The organism is Phocaeicola intestinalis (genome assembly GCF_014837065.1).
Taxonomy (GTDB): Bacteria; Bacteroidota; Bacteroidia; order Bacteroidales; family Bacteroidaceae; genus Phocaeicola; species Phocaeicola intestinalis.
In genome coordinates this window covers 15,533-31,978 of the sequence record NZ_JACSPP010000046.1, presented here as the reverse complement: position 1 = coordinate 31,978, position 16,446 = coordinate 15,533, and the positions used below count along the sequence as shown (strand labels likewise).

Below are 16,446 nucleotides of genomic sequence, written 5' to 3'. Positions count from 1 at the left end.
ATGAGAAAAAAGTATTTAAGTGCACTGCTGTTCGGAGCGTTATTGTTCGCTTCGGCAGGAACTTTTACCTCTTGTAAAGACTATGATGATGACATCAGTAATCTGCAAGGTCAGATTAATGATGTAAACACAGCAATTACTGAGTTGCAGAGTGCTGTAGAAGGAGGAAAGTATGTTACTGCCGTATCTAATACAGGTAATACCATTACTTTCACTTTCTCGGATGGCACAACGACACAGGTTGCTTTAGAAGATCAGGTAGGTAGTGTTGTAACCGTACAGGATGGAGTTTTGTATATCGATGGTGAAGCTACAGATATCAAAGTGGCAGAACCTGCTCCTACTCCGGAACCGGGCGAAGAACACAAAGACCAGATTATTATTGAAAACAATATGTGGTCTGTTCTGCAGGAAGATGGTACTTATAAGACTACCAATATTCCTGTATCAGGTGTTAGCGTATCGGGTAGCGAAGCTGAAGGATATACTTTCCGTGTTTACGCTTCCGATGGTACTTATAAGGATGTTAAGCTGCAGAGTGCTACTTCTTCGTTGACAGATTTAACTCTTCAAGACCACAGTCCTGCGTTGAAATACTACGTATACACATTCAAATATGATGGAACAGGCAGACCGGATCGTGATAAATGGGCAGGTCCAAGAGCTCTTCCTGCAAAAGACGGTAGCCTTGTAGCTGCCATGTCTACCATCGGCATCCAACTGAATCCGACAGATGTAGACGGAACAGTTATCGACTTTAGCTTGATTGATAGCAAAAACAATATCCCAAGCAGCATCGCTTTGTCTGCAAGTGCTGATACAGAATTGAAGACCAGAGCTGCATCGACGAACGGTCTGTACACGCTTTCTATGGAAGATGTGTATTTCGATGATGCTAATGCTTTGAACAATTTCGAGAATCAATTTGTATCAAGTAAAAAAAACAAACTTTATGCTGTTGTAGCTGGCAAAACACGTTCAGCTTATGACGTTACAGTTGGAAAAGCTAACAGCGGCGAATCATTGACTAAAGTCAATGTAAAAAACGGAAGCACAACTGTAGCCACAGAAGCAGTAGGCTCTGATCCTGATAAGGATAATCCTATTATAGTTGATGCAAACAAGTGGTATTCGGTAACAGCGACTGAAGGAGCTGCCCTGTATGACATGCACCTTTCGGTAGACAATGACGACAAGACTTTGTATGGCGTACAGATTGAAGAATCGGAAGGTAGCTATAGATTTATGACCACTACCACTCCAGACAACATAACCAAACCGATTTTCAATCTCGTTGTTGAAACGGTAGATAAGAACGGTACTTATAAAAAGACTACACTTGCTATCCAACAGTCTGCCATTATTACGTCTGGTGTAACTTATGACCCGATTTCGTATGAAATCAAGAATAAGAATGCGGATGAAAACTACTTCTATGTAAGTTTGGATAAGATGAAAGAAGCTTTGGGTACTCAAGGTGTTGCTTTGTGGAATACGCAAGCTGATTTGGCAAGTACAGCCGTTAAGTTTGTAGATACAACAGACAAGAATGTTGATGATTTCGCAGAAGCGGATGGTATTGATGCTACATTCGTAAATAAGAATGAAGCTAAAGTAACAGAAGTAAGTAGTTTGAAGGATGCAAACTTCATCCAGTTCCGCATTACTAATGCAACTGCAGGCGCTAACTTTGATGTTAATAAGCAGTATAATGCGGTAATTGATTTCAAAAAGAACTCAACTACCGTATTGAATACAATTACAGTTCCGTTCACTCTAACATTGCCGTCTATCACTACATTGTTCCAATTGGATGCTAACTTTGTAATTGATGGAAATGCAGTTTGCTACATGTATGAAAAGGATCAAAAAGCCGGTGAAGCTGCATTCAATTTAAACCGTGTATTCGCTAAAGCAGAAACTACCGGATTTACAATTGCATTGGATGATCAAACGAATGTAGTTGATAATCTGAAGTCAAGCGATTTGGCAAGTATGGACAATAAGGAATTTGATGGATCAACAATGGTTACTCTGAATGATAAGGATAAGAATACAACAACTGGTATCCAAAAGGGTTACGGTCAAGTATTGACATTCCATATCACAGGTAAATACGCTAATGCTTGGGAATATCCTGAAAATGAAGGCTTCACATTCACTGCTAAGATTTTGAGCCCGATTTACGAAGGTAATGTAACTCCGAGAGAAGGTAGCCAAGTTGTCATTCCGGCATCTGATTTGGATGGCTATCAATTCGGTAATGATGTTATTATCGGTAACACTTACAATACTGCTGTTACTTATGATGTATTGCCTATTTGGAAGAATGGTAAATCTCTTTATTCACGTGAAGACATCAAAGCTGTTTCTGCTAAATCTGGTAATACTAATATCTTTACGATTACAGGTGCTCCGACTGATGCTCTGCCTCCGATTACTTCTGGTAATACAACGGTTAAGCGTGACGGATACTTTGAAATGCATTCACAGAATGTTCCACAAACTTCAACAACAACTGTTGAAATTACAGTTACCGATATTTGGGGATATTCTAAGACAAGTTCAGTACCTGTACAAATTACGGTTGAATAATTCAATTAACTCTTCTATTATAAAAGCGGCTCTTTTGAGCCGCTTTTTTATTGCCCCTTTCAGAATAATTTTGTTTCTTTGCGTAAATCCAAAACTTGATGCATGATGAAGTACCCGATAGGAATTCAGAGCTTTGACCAGATTATAGAAGACGGTTATGTATATGTCGACAAGACCGGTTTGATTTACCAGTTAGTAAAAGGCGGGAAAATCTATTTCCTGAGCCGTCCGCGCCGGTTCGGCAAGAGCCTGCTGGTCTCTACCTTGAAATGCTATTTCCAAGGGCGAAAAGAACTGTTCAAGGGGCTTGCTATTGACAAGTTGGAAACCGAGTGGGCGGAATACCCCGTGTTCCATATCGACTTTAACGGGACTGACTTTACAAGATCGGGCAAACTGGATGATATCATAGGAGGTACGGTCGGCACATGGGAAAAGGAATACGGGCGAACTACAGAATTTGAGGATATAGGCAAGCGGTTCGCCTACGTGCTGCAGCAGGCGCACAAGCGGTACGGCAGGCGGTGCGTGGTGCTGGTAGACGAATACGACAAACCCATACTCGATGTGCTGGACACGGGATACACGACCACGATAGACGGGAAGGAGCGTCTGCTGGAAGGCATCCATAGGGAAATATTAAAGAGTTTCTATTCCACCTTTAAATTGGCGGATGAAGACCTTCAGTTCGTGCTGCTGACGGGCGTGACCAAGTTCTCGCAGGTAAGTGTGTTCAGCGGGTTCAACCAACCGAGCGACATCAGCATGGACGAGCAGTATGAAACGCTTTGCGGCATCACGCAGGAAGAACTGGAGCATTATTTTGCCGAGCCTATCAAGGCATTGGCGGTAAAATATAAGGTTACTGAAGAAGGGATGCTGGACATGCTGAAGCACCGGTATGACGGCTATCACTTCAGCGGCAACCTGACGGACATATACAACCCGTTCAGTCTGCTGAACGCATTTGCCAAAAAGGCACTCCGCGACTATTGGTTCTCCAGCGGCACACCCACCTATCTGGTCCGCCTGCTGAACCATACGCAGGAGGACCTGAACGAACTGACCGGACGCTATTACCGCCCCGAAGAGTTTGTCGATTACAAGGCGGACGTGGAGAAGCCCCTACCGATGATTTACCAAAGCGGTTATCTGACCATCAAAGGATACGAGCCTGTATACGAACGTTTTCTCCTCGATTTCCCGAACAACGAAGTGAAGAACGGTTTCGTGTCCTTAATCGCTTCCGATTACCTGAAATCCAAAGAAAATATGGGGAATTGGGTAATAGACGTAGTGGAATCTCTGAAACACGGCGATTTGGAACAGCTTCGCAAGCTGTTTACTTCTTTTCTTGCCAGTATCCCATACTCAATGCGTGCCAAGAAGGACGAGGCGGAGAAGGAACGCTTCTTCCACTATACGCTTTACCTCATTTTCCGCCTGATAAGCGTCTACACGGTCTATACAGAGAAAGAACAGAGCCAAGGGCGTGCCGATTGCATCGTGGAGACGGATGACTACATCTATATTTTCGAGTTCAAGCGCGACGGCACGGCGGACGAGGCTTTGGCGCAGATAGAGGCGAAAGGTTATGCCCGACCCTACGAAGCAGACCCGCGCACCTTATATAAGATAGGAGTGAACTTCTCTTCCGAAACGGGTACGGTGGAGGACTGGAAAACCGTCTGATTTACTATTTGTCTATTTACGATTTACTATTAATGAATTTCGCAAAAGCCATGTAGGGGCGTATCGCATACGCCCTGAATGCGCCAACTTATCCACGCGGATGATTTCAGGGCATATGCGATACGTCCCTACAGTTCATTGGGTGAAATGTGGAATTCATTTTTTCATATCCGTAATTTAAAGGTTAATGTAAAGATAAAAAGAAAGGGAGGCGTTTCCCATTATGAGATTGGGAACGCCTCTCTTATCTTAGTAAGCAGTGTTAATTCTGAATTGTTTTGCTTAGGCTGTTATTACTTCGCTGCTTTTACAGTTACAGACAGAGTCTTAGTAACACCGAATACGTCAACCAATTCGAACTTGAGAGTTATAGGCTCAGTTGTACCGATATTATTAGGCAACTGAATCATGATGCCACCTGGAACAGCAGGCAAACCTTCTTTCTTATTCGCTTGTTTAGCTGGCAAGTTAACGACAACAACCTTATCTTCATAAGGACCTGATACTGCCCAACCATTGGTCTTAGTATAAAGATTTTCATAGAATCCTGCATAACCTTGAGTAATAGTTATTGAACCATCTGGATCAACAACTGCAGTTCCTGCTGTACCTACAATAATACTACCCTTAGCCTTATCAAAAATAGTCTTACCATTTTTATCTACTGCAGTGATATTTGCATTTGCAAGAACGAAATTACGTGCAAAACCTTCAGTATCTTCTTCAAAGCCTTGACGTTGGTTCATTTCATCTCGCGGATCAATATTACCATCAGCTGTAATACCATCAAATAGATAGAATGGATTACCTAATGCATCGGTCAAAGTGAAATCTGTATCTTTCAAGATAACTTCACGGGTTACATTATTAGAAATGTATTCAGATGCTTTAGTCTTAACTTCTTTTGCATCACCCAGTAAGCTTGCAAATACTAATGTAAAGTCTTTTACTTGCTCTTCTGTTGCTGGATATACTCCATAGAAATTATATTCAGCGAAGATTTCAATTTCGCTACTGTTAACATCACCCTTGTGAATATAGGTCTCCCATTCTTCAGCCTTACTTGAATAAGCAATTTCTGTTAACGGTGCATTCAATTTGTCATAAGTGTAATCCATAATTTTACCATCATAAATGTTATATTTAGGATTACCTTTCAGTACATAATATTCTGCATTAGGTATAAATTTGCTATATTCCTTTTCATATGCAGTAGTGAATGCTTCAAAGAGCGGAGCATACATATAATTACCAACTTTATCACCATACAGTCTCAATTCTGTATCGCTGGTCCAAATAGCCTTTTCACCGTTTTCACGAGTGATATCCAAAGTCGGTTGAGTAAATTCAAACGGCAATACGATAGATGCTACCGGAGTCTGGGTATCTTGATCGTTTACAGTCAAAGTCAACTGGTATGCGTTGTTCAAGCTGAAATTGTATGGATATCCATAAGATACACAGAACTGGAAAGTAATGGTATTGTTCTTTGTGTCAACAGAATAACGGACATTGTGACCCATATCGTCATTGTCATTATCTTGGTTATTGTCACCTTCACCACCAATAACGGTCAGTTTCACGGAGTTGTTTGCAATTGCACTATTCCATACTGCTTTTTCTACATCACTCATTCCGTTAAGCAATTCAGTCAAAGAGTATGCTTCAGTATTCAATGCAAATACTTTTTCGCCGTTATTACTCCAAATCCAATTATCAATCCAAGTCAATTCTTTGTTGTCTTTTCCATCAATGTATTTTGCATCCATCGGAACATTCAGGCGTTCTAATGTTACAGTATGTTCTGTAGCCATTTCTTCGCGCATCAATGCAGTAAATATAGGCGCTTTATCACCCTCTACTACAGTTCCGTCCATCAAAATATAGTTGTAGACCAATTTAACAGAATTGTTTACACCTGTGTCTCTTGTATATCTGAAAGAGTGTCCATCGTTAACGATTTCTGCGCCATACAGCTGAACAGCTTTCAGATTGTCTGCAGATTGTTCAAAAGTCAACCAATAGTCGTAAACGGCATTGGCATCAACAGATGAAGTTGAATAAGTCGGAACATATTCCTTATTTACAGCACAGTTAGTCAGATTATTAGGATATACTTCCACTTTGCCTATTTTCTTCAAGCTTGCGCCCAAATCATAAGCTGTCTTGATGGTGGTGTTGCCCAACGTTGCGGTCAACGACAAAGCGTGCTTAGCACCATCATTAGCCTTGAACAACAGGTAGTTCTTCGTTCTTGCGTCTTCAATATCTTCATAACGGGTAAAGTCATGCGGCAAAACCCATACGCCGTTTGCAGAAGTTGCTCTTGACAATACGCCTTCGTATGGAACTGCATCCTTAAATAAGATTACATTATGCCTCTGTTTTTTCTACATTTAAATTTTAGTGATATATTTCACTCGATAAATTGGATTTTGTCTGCTTCACGAGGCTTGGCGGTTGGAGTCTCATCGGGATAGCCGAAGCCGATGCAATATAACAGTTCGTAACCTTCACTGAAGTTTAGCTTTTTCAAGTATTCAGCCGCTTCAGGACTCTTCATAAAGCGGGCGGGACTTCCCAAACAACAACTTCCTATCCCCATAGACCAAGCTGAAATCATCATGTTTTCAGCCAACAAACCGCAGTCGAAAGGCGAACTTTCTGATTTTGTATCGTGCCCGATAAAGACTACCGTAGGTGCATTGCGGAACATATTGCGGAATGTAGAGTCTGACGCGGCTTTCGGATTGGCTTTCTTATATAATTCGGTTACGCCGTTAATATAATCGGGATTGTCTACGACACGGATTTCCCAAGGTTGGCGGTTCATGGCATTGGGGGCATTGATACCGCATTCGACAATAGTCTGCATCTTTTCACGCTCTACCGCCTGCGGTTTATACTGGCGGATGCTACGGCGTGTCATGATGGTTTCCACTACTTGATTCTTTACACTGTCTTGGGTAACTTCGGCGGTTGCCTGTGTTTGTCCTCCTCCGCACGCCATCAGGGGCAGAAGCAGGGTTGCGATTAATACGTGTTTCATGAGTTTTTGAGTTTTTAAGTTTGTGAGTTTTGTTGGATTTTACCACAGAGGGCACAGAGTATCACAAAGGAATGATTTTTTTAGAGAAAAACGCTGTGTCCTTTGTGGTAAAAATCCAATTGCGAATATACAAACAATATGATAAACTCAAAAACTCATAAACTTAAAAACTCACAAACTTATTCGTATCCCGGTGTTTGTGTCAATGCCGGATTATCTGTCATGGTGTCTGTATCGATGGGCCAAAGCAAATGGTCTGGGTTTTGCAAGGACGAATATTTCATGACGTATTCTTGTCCGAAACGGCGAAGGTCGTACCAGCGTTTTCCTTCGAACATAAACTCACGCAAACGTTCACGCAAAAGCACTTCGTTGATTCCTTCGTTGTCTCCTGCCAGATGCGGATAACCCATTGACGCTTCCTCGTACGCTCCGGCATACGCCCGCTGACGAATCTGATTGATTTCTTCTGCAGGGTCACTGCCAAGTACCGCTTCCGCCTCTGCCTTCAGCAATAACACATCGGCATAACGGTAAATGGGGTAATCGTCGCAAAACTCCCGGTATGAAGCGCCGGCAGGTGTCATGCCCCGGAATTTATAAGCAAAACAACCGACGTATGCAACCGTTCCTGATTCGTCTTTGCTATAAACAGCCCGCAATGTTCCGCTCAAGCGTGTGTCTGCTTCATCAAACTGGCTGTACAGTTCTTTGCGGAGCGGATAATATACATTGCCGTTAAAGTTCAGGCTGATGGGCGAACCGTCGCTTTCGTAATAACTGCTCAACGTGGTCTGTTGCGGTACCATGCGGTTGCGCCATTCTCCGTTAAACAAATCCGCCTCGTTGTAAGCCGCATGCAGCGAGAAGATAATTTCGTTATTGCCCTTATTTTCGTAATCGAACACAGAGGCAAAATCGGGCAGCAAATCCAATTCTGTACGTGAGATATGCGTCTGCACATCGTTCAACGCCTCTAAAGCTGTCTGTGCATCAGCCGTTCCGCCATTCATTTGCCTGCTGGACCAAAGGTAAGCTTCCGCTTTTAAAGTCAGTGTTGCCGCCTTCGACCACAACGAACGCCCGGCACGGAACGAATAATCGTCTCCAAAAGCTGTTTCAGATGACGCAATATCGTCTTTGATATACTGCATTACGGTTGACGCATCCGTAGCCGGACGCTCCAAGTTGCCTACTTCAAAACCTAAACTGGGGTCGGCATTCCATACCACATTGCCCCACGAGCGCAATAAATGGAAATAATAGAAGGCACGCAGCCCATACGCTTCGCCCAAGTAATAATTGCGGTCGGCTTCACTTAATAAGTCTGTGGTTTCAGCCCGTGAGAGAAACAGGTTGATTTGATTGATATTGTAATACAGTCCGCCGTAATTCTCAATGCCCGGACGTTCTTCGGTCAGTGTATTGGAAGTGATTTCTTCTACCTGATTGCTTTCGCCCGTCCAGCCGATGCCTGTATTGTAAATGTCCGAACGCAATTCGCCCAACATAAACAGATTTTGCGCATCGGCATCACGCAAGCGGCTGTGTATGCCATACATGAAGGAAGTGAAATGCCCTTCGTTCTTCCACATATTTTCATCGGTAATTTCGCTGATTGGGGTCATATCCAGGCAACTGCTAAATGAGCATGCCGCTATCACGCCCAAAACTGACATCAGTATTGTTTTCTTCATAATCATCATACGTTTTTTAAAGTTAGAATGAAATAGACGCACCGACCAATACGGTACGCGGAGTCGGATAACGTCCGGTATCGACTCCCGGATAAACCAACGGAGCTTCGGGAGACGTGCCGCTATATCCCGTAATGTAAAACAGATTCTGCCCTGTAATATACAATGAAACATCGGTGCTATGAATCTTGGAAACCCATTTCTCAGGCAGCTTCCAACTCAATGTCAATTCACGCAAAGCCAAATAGTCGCCCTTTTCATAGAAACGGGAACTACGGTTGTCTACGCTCGTAATGTCACTTCCTGCCGTATCGCGGTAAAGGTTCTTCTTATTGGTGGAATCATCGTAGTATGACTTAGGCAGGTCTGTATCCGGATTTTCGCTTGTCCAGCAATCCAGCCCGTCGGCAATGATGTTCTTGAATCCGACCGACTGCCCGATAGAACGCATCGCCACCATGTTCAAGATGGTATGCCCGACTGCAAAGTCGAACCGCCCGTAAAGCGAGACATTTTTATACGAAAGGGTAGTGCTGAAGCCGCCGGTCCATTTCGGATAGATGTTTCCGACCTTTACGCGGTCCAGCTGGTCAATGACATTATCGCCGTTCAAGTCTGCCCAAAGCACATCGCCGGCTTCAATCGGCTTGGTCAGTCCGTAACGTTGGCGGTCTGCCTCGCTGACATTCGGCCCGTACAGTCCTGCAATCATATCCATACGGTTTCCTGCCAATTGTGCCACTTCGTTTTCGTCTCTCAAGATTTTTACCTGCTGATATGCATAAATATCGCCCAACGTATGACCTTCCTGGTATCCTCCTACCCAAATGACCTGTTGAGATGCCGGGTCCCAAACTTGAGATCCGCCCTGACGGTTGTTCTCATTGCCATTATCGGGCAATTTCACAATCTTATTGAACACATACGAAGCGTTAAAAGAGAAATTCCAGTTGAATCCTTTCGGATTGGAAATCAGGTTTAGGTTGCCTTCCACCTCGAACCCGCTGTTACGCAACGTTCCCAAATTGGTCTTAAACGAATCGAATCCTGTGTACCCGGGCAGGTTTACATCGGTCAATAAGTCGGAAGTCGTACGGTTATAATAATCCAGAATCAGATTGAAACGGTTGTTCAGAAAGCCAAGGTCTAAACCTGCTTCGAACGATTTGCTCTTTTCCCAACACAGTTGCGAATTGATAACTGCCGTATTCAGAATGCCGTTCACTCCGTTATACGGATGTGTGCCGCTGGCTTGCCCGTACAGCCCATATACGTCGTAATTGTTGATGCCGTTCACATTGCCGTTGATGCCGTACGAAATACGAGGCTTTAACGTAGAGACCACATTGGCAAGCGGGCTGTTGTGAAAGAAAGCTTCTTCGTGGATATTCCAACCGGCAGACACACCCGGGAAGAATCCCCAGCGGTTGTCGGACAAACGGGAAATGCCATCGTAGCGGGCTACAGCCGTAAACAAATACCGGCGTTTGTAATCGTAAGTCACCCGTCCGAAGAACGAAGCGATGCGGTATCCTTCACGGTATGAATACGCAGTCATATTTTCGTTTCCCGATGCGTTCAGGGTGGGAATATCATCGAAAGGTGCTCCCTGGCCGGTTCCGCTGTATTCGGTATACTGATTCTCAAAATATTCCCCTCCCAGCATTGCCGAGAAATTGTGGTCTTCTTTAAACGTATCGGTATATTCCAGCTGCACGCTATGCTGCTGCTGGATGGTGCGCTGATAATCAAACGAAGCCTTCCGTTCTGTATTCACGTTCCAATAGTCACGGTATTCCTTATCGAACAATTCCCTTGTATAGTCTTCATAATAAACCGAACTGTTTTCGCGCAAGAACAGCTTGTCTTTTATCAGTTCCAAATCGGCGCCGATATTCAGCGTTGTCTTACGTGTATTGTTCTTATTCGTCAGTTTGTCCAGCCAATAGAGCGGATTGCCGTCACGCTTGCCGTAGCCATAATTAGGCGACCCGTCGTCGAAGAAAGGTTTCCAGGTAGGTTCCATACTCTGCATACGCTCGAAAAGGTCTGCCATGTCATCGTAATACAATTCCGGAGCAGTAGAGGTGGAAAAACTTACTCCTCCTTTGATATTCAAAATGGGCAATACCTTATAATTCCCGTTCAACGTACCGCTGAACCGGCGGTATTCCGTGCCTTTTACCGTTCCGTCTTCGGAATAATACCCTAACGATGCGGCGAACGTGCCTTTTTCGCTTCCTCCGTTAAAGCTCAAGTAGTGGTCTTGTGTAAAAGCAGGGTCTTTGTACACCTCGTCACGCAGGGTAGTCCCGTAATCCTTGAATACGATTTGCCTGCCTGTTACCGGATCGGTCATTTGTTTCCAACCTTCTTGCAACAAGTTCTCGTTCCCGTCCAAATAGCGGATTGCATACTGGTCAGGGTTATTGGCGCCGTATACGGCACCGTATCCTCTTGTATTGTCGATATCCGTAATGCTTCCGCCCGAGTACATGCGCCCCAATCGTCCGAAACGGATGTAATTCTCGGCATCCATGTATTCGTAACCTTTACGGGCAAAGTTCATGCCTCCTTTAAATTTATAAGAGACTTGGGTATGTCCGGCTTTCCCTTTCTTCGTCTGTACCAGAATCACGCCATTATTGGCACGGGCTCCATAAATCGCTGTAGAAGCGGCGTCCTTCAATACCTGAATCGATTCGATGTCGGAAGGGTTGATATCGTCCATGGAACGGACTACGCCATCGACTACAACCAAGGGGGAACCTGCGCTTTCTATTCCTGCCCCGCCACGCAATACGATGGTAGGCGCGCTTCCCGGCGCTCCGGAAGTATTCGTTACACGCAAGCCGCTGACAGTACCCTGCAAGGCTTGTGCCGCATTAGAAAGAGCTGCGTTCTGCAAGACTTTCTGGTCCATTTTCGAAATAGCCGTAGTCATCGTGGAACGCTTCTGCTTTACGCCATAGCCTACTACAACCACTTCGTCCAAGAGTTCGGAATCTTCGTGAAGAATGATTTTCAATTGCTTTTCATTCACCGCCCGTACGCGCTGTGTCTCAAAACCGATATAGCTGATTACCAACGCCTTGCCTTTCTCTACTTGCAAGGTAAATTCGCCATCCAAATTGGTAATGGTTCCGTTTTCGGTTCCTTCTTCCAGTACAGTAGCTCCGATAACAGCTTGGCTGGATTCGTCTAAAACCACTCCATTTACAGTCAGACTCTGCGCCATAAGCTGCACGGTGCACCACCCGTATAAAATCAGAAAAATGCTTCTTTTCATAAATTATATATTAAATAATTGTTATTCATGAACTGTTTTTCACCCAACCCCTTGGATGTACACATAAGAAGCATGCCTCTAAAAACCCGGTGCAAAATTATATTTTTTCAGCATTCCGTGTAATTATCGGCTTATTTTTTTCATATTATTTAAACGATGGGAACAAAAACAGCCGTTGTGGTAATCTCGGATAAGAATACTCACAACGGCGTTAAAAATCAATTGCTTATACCTTTTTAACCATCTTCTCGATGAAATAAGCATGTACTGTAGTATCGTCCGTCAGTTCGGGATGGAACGAGCAGACCAACATGTTCTTTTCACGTGCTGCTACGATGTGCCCGTCTACCGTTGACAAGACTTCCACCTGCACGCCTGCCTTATTTATATAAGGAGCACGGATGAAAGTCATGGGTATTTCTTGTCCGGCAAACAGGTCACGTGTGAAGAAACTGCCTAACTGGCGGCCGTATGCATTGCGTTTCACGCAGATGTCCATTACTTGCAAGTAGCGTTTCGGGTCGTTTTCTATTTCATTTGCCAATAGAATCATACCTGCACATGTACCGAATACGGGCAATCCTTCTTTCACTTTCTCCCTAAGCGGAGACATCATATCCAGGCTATTCAAAAGCTTGCCGATAGCCGTACTCTCCCCGCCTGGTATAATCAGCCCGTCCATGGGGCAGGACAAATCGGATAATTGGCGGATTTGAAAATGTGCTACACCCAAGCGGTCTAACATCTGTTCGTGCTCAAGGAAAGCTCCTTGCAGCGCCAAAACACCTATTTTCAGCATATCCTTTCCCGGTTATTTTCCTCTTTCTGCCATCAACAGGGTGATTTCATCTTCGTTAATGCCTACCATGGCTTCGCCCAAATCGGTAGAAACCTCTGCCAATAACTTAGCGTCGTTATAGTTGGTCACGGCATTGACAATGGCGCGCGCCCGCTTTTCGGGATTGCCAGACTTGAAGATACCGGAACCGACAAACACACCTTCAGCCCCCAGTTGCATCATCAAGGCGGCATCGGCAGGAGTGGCTACACCTCCGGCAGCGAAATTCACTACGGGAAGCTTTCCGTTTTCGTGTACATACCGCAACAAGTCCAACGGCACTTCCAGCTCTTTGGCCTCATTGTACAGTTCGTCTTCGGCAAGTGCCTGTACGCGGCGGATGTCGCGCATCATGCTGCGCATGTGAGTCACTGCCTGAATCACATCGCCGGTGCCCGGTTCTCCTTTGGTACGAATCATCGAAGCACCTTCTGCGATACGGCGCAATGCCTCGCCCAGGTTTTTAGCTCCACAAACGAACGGTACCTTAAATTGGGTCTTGTCTATATGGAACACACCATCTGCCGGCGACAATACCTCACTCTCGTCGATGTAGTCAATTTCCAACGCTTCCAATATCTGTGCTTCCACAAAATGTCCGATACGCACTTTCGCCATCACAGGAATACTGACAGCTTCCTGTATGCCACGTATCATCTTCGGGTCGCTCATACGGGCAACTCCGCCCGCTGCACGGATATCAGCCGGAATGCGTTCCAATGCCATAACGGCTACTGCACCTGCCTGTTCGGCAATCTTTGCTTGCTCCGGAGTCGTTACATCCATGATAACGCCTCCTTTCAACATTTGAGCCAAATTCTTATTCAGCTCGTACCTTTCATTTTTCATTCCTCATAGGTATTTAGTTCGTAAAACGGGGGCAAATATAGCAAATAAAGCAACATCGTAATTTTAAGAGCCTATTTTTAAATTCTCCAATAAAGCCATGTTATACTGTAAGCGGCATTAAAATGTGCATTTTGTATATATCACGTAGTAGAGACGATGTGCACATCGTCTCTACAGAGATGGTGCGAAATGTTCAAGGACATGCACAAATTCATAACGTGCATGGTATAAGTTTGTAAGTTCGTAAGTTTTTATACTTTAAGCGGCATTAAAATGTGCATTTATGCCACGTAGTAGAGACGATGTGCATATTGTCTTTACAGAAACGATACGATTCAAGCGTGCATTTTGATGAACATAAGTGAGTGGACCGTTTCACATAAGTAACCCGGGCGTTTCACATAAGTGAGTCAGCCTTCTCACTTATGTTCGTTTGAGAGAGCTTTTGGCTTGAACAGCATTTAAACAGGCATTAAAAAAGCGGTCCTCTACGAAAGAGGACCGCTTTGCCATATAGGTTGAGATTGAAATTACAATTTCGGACCTGCAGCAACCAAAGCCTTACCAGCTTCGTTTCCTTCGAACTTAGCGAAGTTCTTGATGAAGCGACCAGCCAGGTCTTTAGCTTTTTCATCCCACTGAGCAGCGTCAGCGTAAGTATCACGCGGATCAAGAATCTTCGGATCTACGCCCGGCAATTCAGTCGGAACAACGAAGTTGAAGTACGGGATAGTCTTAGTCGGAGCTTTGTCGATAGAACCATCGAGGATAGCGTCGATGATACCACGAGTATCGCGGATAGAGATACGTTTGCCGGTACCGTTCCAACCAGTGTTAACCAAGTAAGCCTTAGCACCAACCATCTTCATCTTCTTAACCAACTCTTCTGCATATTTAGTCGGATGCAAGCTCAAGAAAGCCTGACCGAAGCAAGCAGAGAATGTCGGAGTCGGTTCAGTGATACCACGTTCTGTACCAGCCAATTTTGCAGTAAAGCCAGACAAGAAGTAGTATTGAGCCTGATTTTCGTTCAGGATAGATACAGGAGGCAATACGCCGAATGCATCAGCAGACAAGAAGATAACTTGTTTTGCATGAGGACCTTTAGAAACCGGCTTAACGATGTTGTTGATGTGATAGATAGGATAAGAAACACGAGTGTTTTCTGTTACGCTCTTATCAGCGAAGTCAATCTTGCCGTTTGCGTCAACTGTAACGTTTTCCAGCAAAGCGTCACGCTTGATAGCGTTGTAGATATCCGGTTCAGAATCTTTATCCAGGTTGATAACCTTAGCGTAGCAACCACCTTCGTAGTTGAATACACCTTCGTCATCCCATCCGTGTTCGTCATCACCAATCAACTTACGTTTCGGGTCGGTAGACAAAGTAGTCTTACCTGTACCAGACAAACCGAAGAAGATAGCAGTGCTGGTTTCTTCCATGTTGGTGTTAGCAGAGCAGTGCATAGAAGCGATGCCACGCAACGGGTTGAAGTAGTTCATCATAGAGAACATACCTTTCTTCATTTCACCACCATACCAAGTATTCAGGATAACTTGTTCCTTAGTAGTCAAGTTGAAGACAACGGCAGTTTCAGAGTTCAAGCCCAGTTCTTTGTAGTTTTCAACTTTAGCCTTAGAAGCGTTGTAAACAACGAAGTCAGGTTCGAATGATTCCAGTTCTTCTTTAGAAGGACGGATGAACATGTTAGTTACGAAGTGAGCCTGCCAAGCAACTTCCATGATGAAACGTACGCACAGACGAGTTGCAGGGTTTGCACCGCAGTAACCATCTACTACATACAGTTTCTTGTTAGAAAGTTCTTTAGTAGCCAATTCTTTCAAAGCGTTCCAAGTTTCTGTAGTTACAGGCTTGTTGTCGTTTTTGTATTCATCAGAAGTCCACCACACTGTGTTTTCACTTGTAGCGTCTTTTACCAGGAATTTATCTTTAGGAGAACGACCTGTGTACACACCGGTCATTACGTTTACAGCACCCAGTTCAGTTACCTGACCTTTTTCATAGCCTTCCAAACCCGGTTTTGTTTCTTCTGCGAACAAAACATCGTAAGACGGATTGTGTACGATTTCTACGGTTCCATTGATACCGTACTTAGTAAGATCTAAATTTGCCATTGTTCAAATGATTAATTGGTTATTATATCAAATGTTTAGTTATTGCTTGATGTTCTCTTTAGTTAGCTTCAAAAAAGATGTTCTTCAACACATCTCCCTTGTTTTTCGCGCTACAAAAATAGTGGTTTCTTTTGAATCCGAAGCAGATATTATTGAAAAAAATCCGTAATTAGCAAAGTTTTATACTTGTGTAACAAATATGCTACACGGAGTTTGCAATTGCCTTGTTTCAAAAAAGATACCCCTCACCCTCTTTACCACGAAACCTTCGGGGCATAGCATGACATTTTTACACAAATGTC

General features: G+C 44.1%; 9 protein-coding genes. 2 read left to right on the top strand and 7 right to left on the bottom strand.

Annotation, left to right across the window (positions count from 1 at the left end; all coding sequences use genetic code 11):
* Both H9625_RS12810 and H9625_RS12805 read left to right on the top strand, forming a co-directional pair.
* Positions 1–2,595, top strand: a 2,595-nt coding sequence (locus tag H9625_RS12810; RefSeq protein WP_191764677.1) for a PL29 family lyase N-terminal domain-containing protein, incomplete at its 5' end; no start/stop codon positions are given.
* Positions 2,596–2,700: 105 nt separating this feature from the next.
* Entirely contained in the window at positions 2,701–4,287 is a 1,587-nt protein-coding gene (locus tag H9625_RS12805) for an ATP-binding protein (protein WP_191764681.1), read from the top strand.
* A gap of 293 nt (positions 4,288–4,580) precedes the next feature.
* Here H9625_RS12805 and H9625_RS12800 read toward each other — a convergent pair whose 3' ends face one another.
* From H9625_RS12800 to pckA, 7 genes are all read right to left on the bottom strand, one after another.
* Positions 4,581–6,620, bottom strand: coding sequence for a hypothetical protein (locus H9625_RS12800; RefSeq protein ID WP_140400046.1), 2,040 nt, complete (start codon positions 6,618–6,620; stop codon positions 4,581–4,583).
* 83 nt (positions 6,621–6,703) lie between these two features.
* Positions 6,704–7,297: a nitroreductase family protein gene (locus H9625_RS12795; protein WP_225226425.1), complete on the bottom strand. Its 594-nt coding sequence runs from the start codon at positions 7,295–7,297 to the stop codon at positions 6,704–6,706.
* A gap of 218 nt (positions 7,298–7,515) precedes the next feature.
* Positions 7,516–9,033, bottom strand: coding sequence for a SusD family outer membrane lipoprotein NanU (gene nanU, locus H9625_RS12790; RefSeq protein ID WP_191764673.1), 1,518 nt, complete (start codon positions 9,031–9,033; stop codon positions 7,516–7,518).
* A gap of 22 nt (positions 9,034–9,055) precedes the next feature.
* The gene (locus H9625_RS12785) at positions 9,056–12,322 is read right to left on the bottom strand and encodes a SusC/RagA family TonB-linked outer membrane protein (protein ID WP_191764671.1); all 3,267 of its coding nucleotides are present in this window, start codon (positions 12,320–12,322) and stop codon (positions 9,056–9,058) included.
* Between the two features lie 226 nt (positions 12,323–12,548).
* Positions 12,549–13,118 (bottom strand): pyridoxal 5'-phosphate synthase glutaminase subunit PdxT, encoded by a 570-nt coding sequence (gene pdxT, locus H9625_RS12780; RefSeq protein ID WP_191764679.1) that lies wholly within the window; start codon positions 13,116–13,118, stop codon positions 12,549–12,551.
* A 15-nt stretch (positions 13,119–13,133) separates the two neighbouring features.
* The gene (pdxS, locus tag H9625_RS12775; protein WP_013618076.1) at positions 13,134–14,009 is read right to left on the bottom strand and encodes a pyridoxal 5'-phosphate synthase lyase subunit PdxS; all 876 of its coding nucleotides are present in this window, start codon (positions 14,007–14,009) and stop codon (positions 13,134–13,136) included.
* Positions 14,010–14,539: 530 nt separating this feature from the next.
* Positions 14,540–16,144, bottom strand: a complete 1,605-nt coding sequence (gene pckA, locus H9625_RS12770; RefSeq protein ID WP_191764669.1) for a phosphoenolpyruvate carboxykinase (ATP) — start codon at positions 16,142–16,144, stop codon at positions 14,540–14,542.
* Positions 16,145–16,446 lie beyond the last annotated feature (302 nt).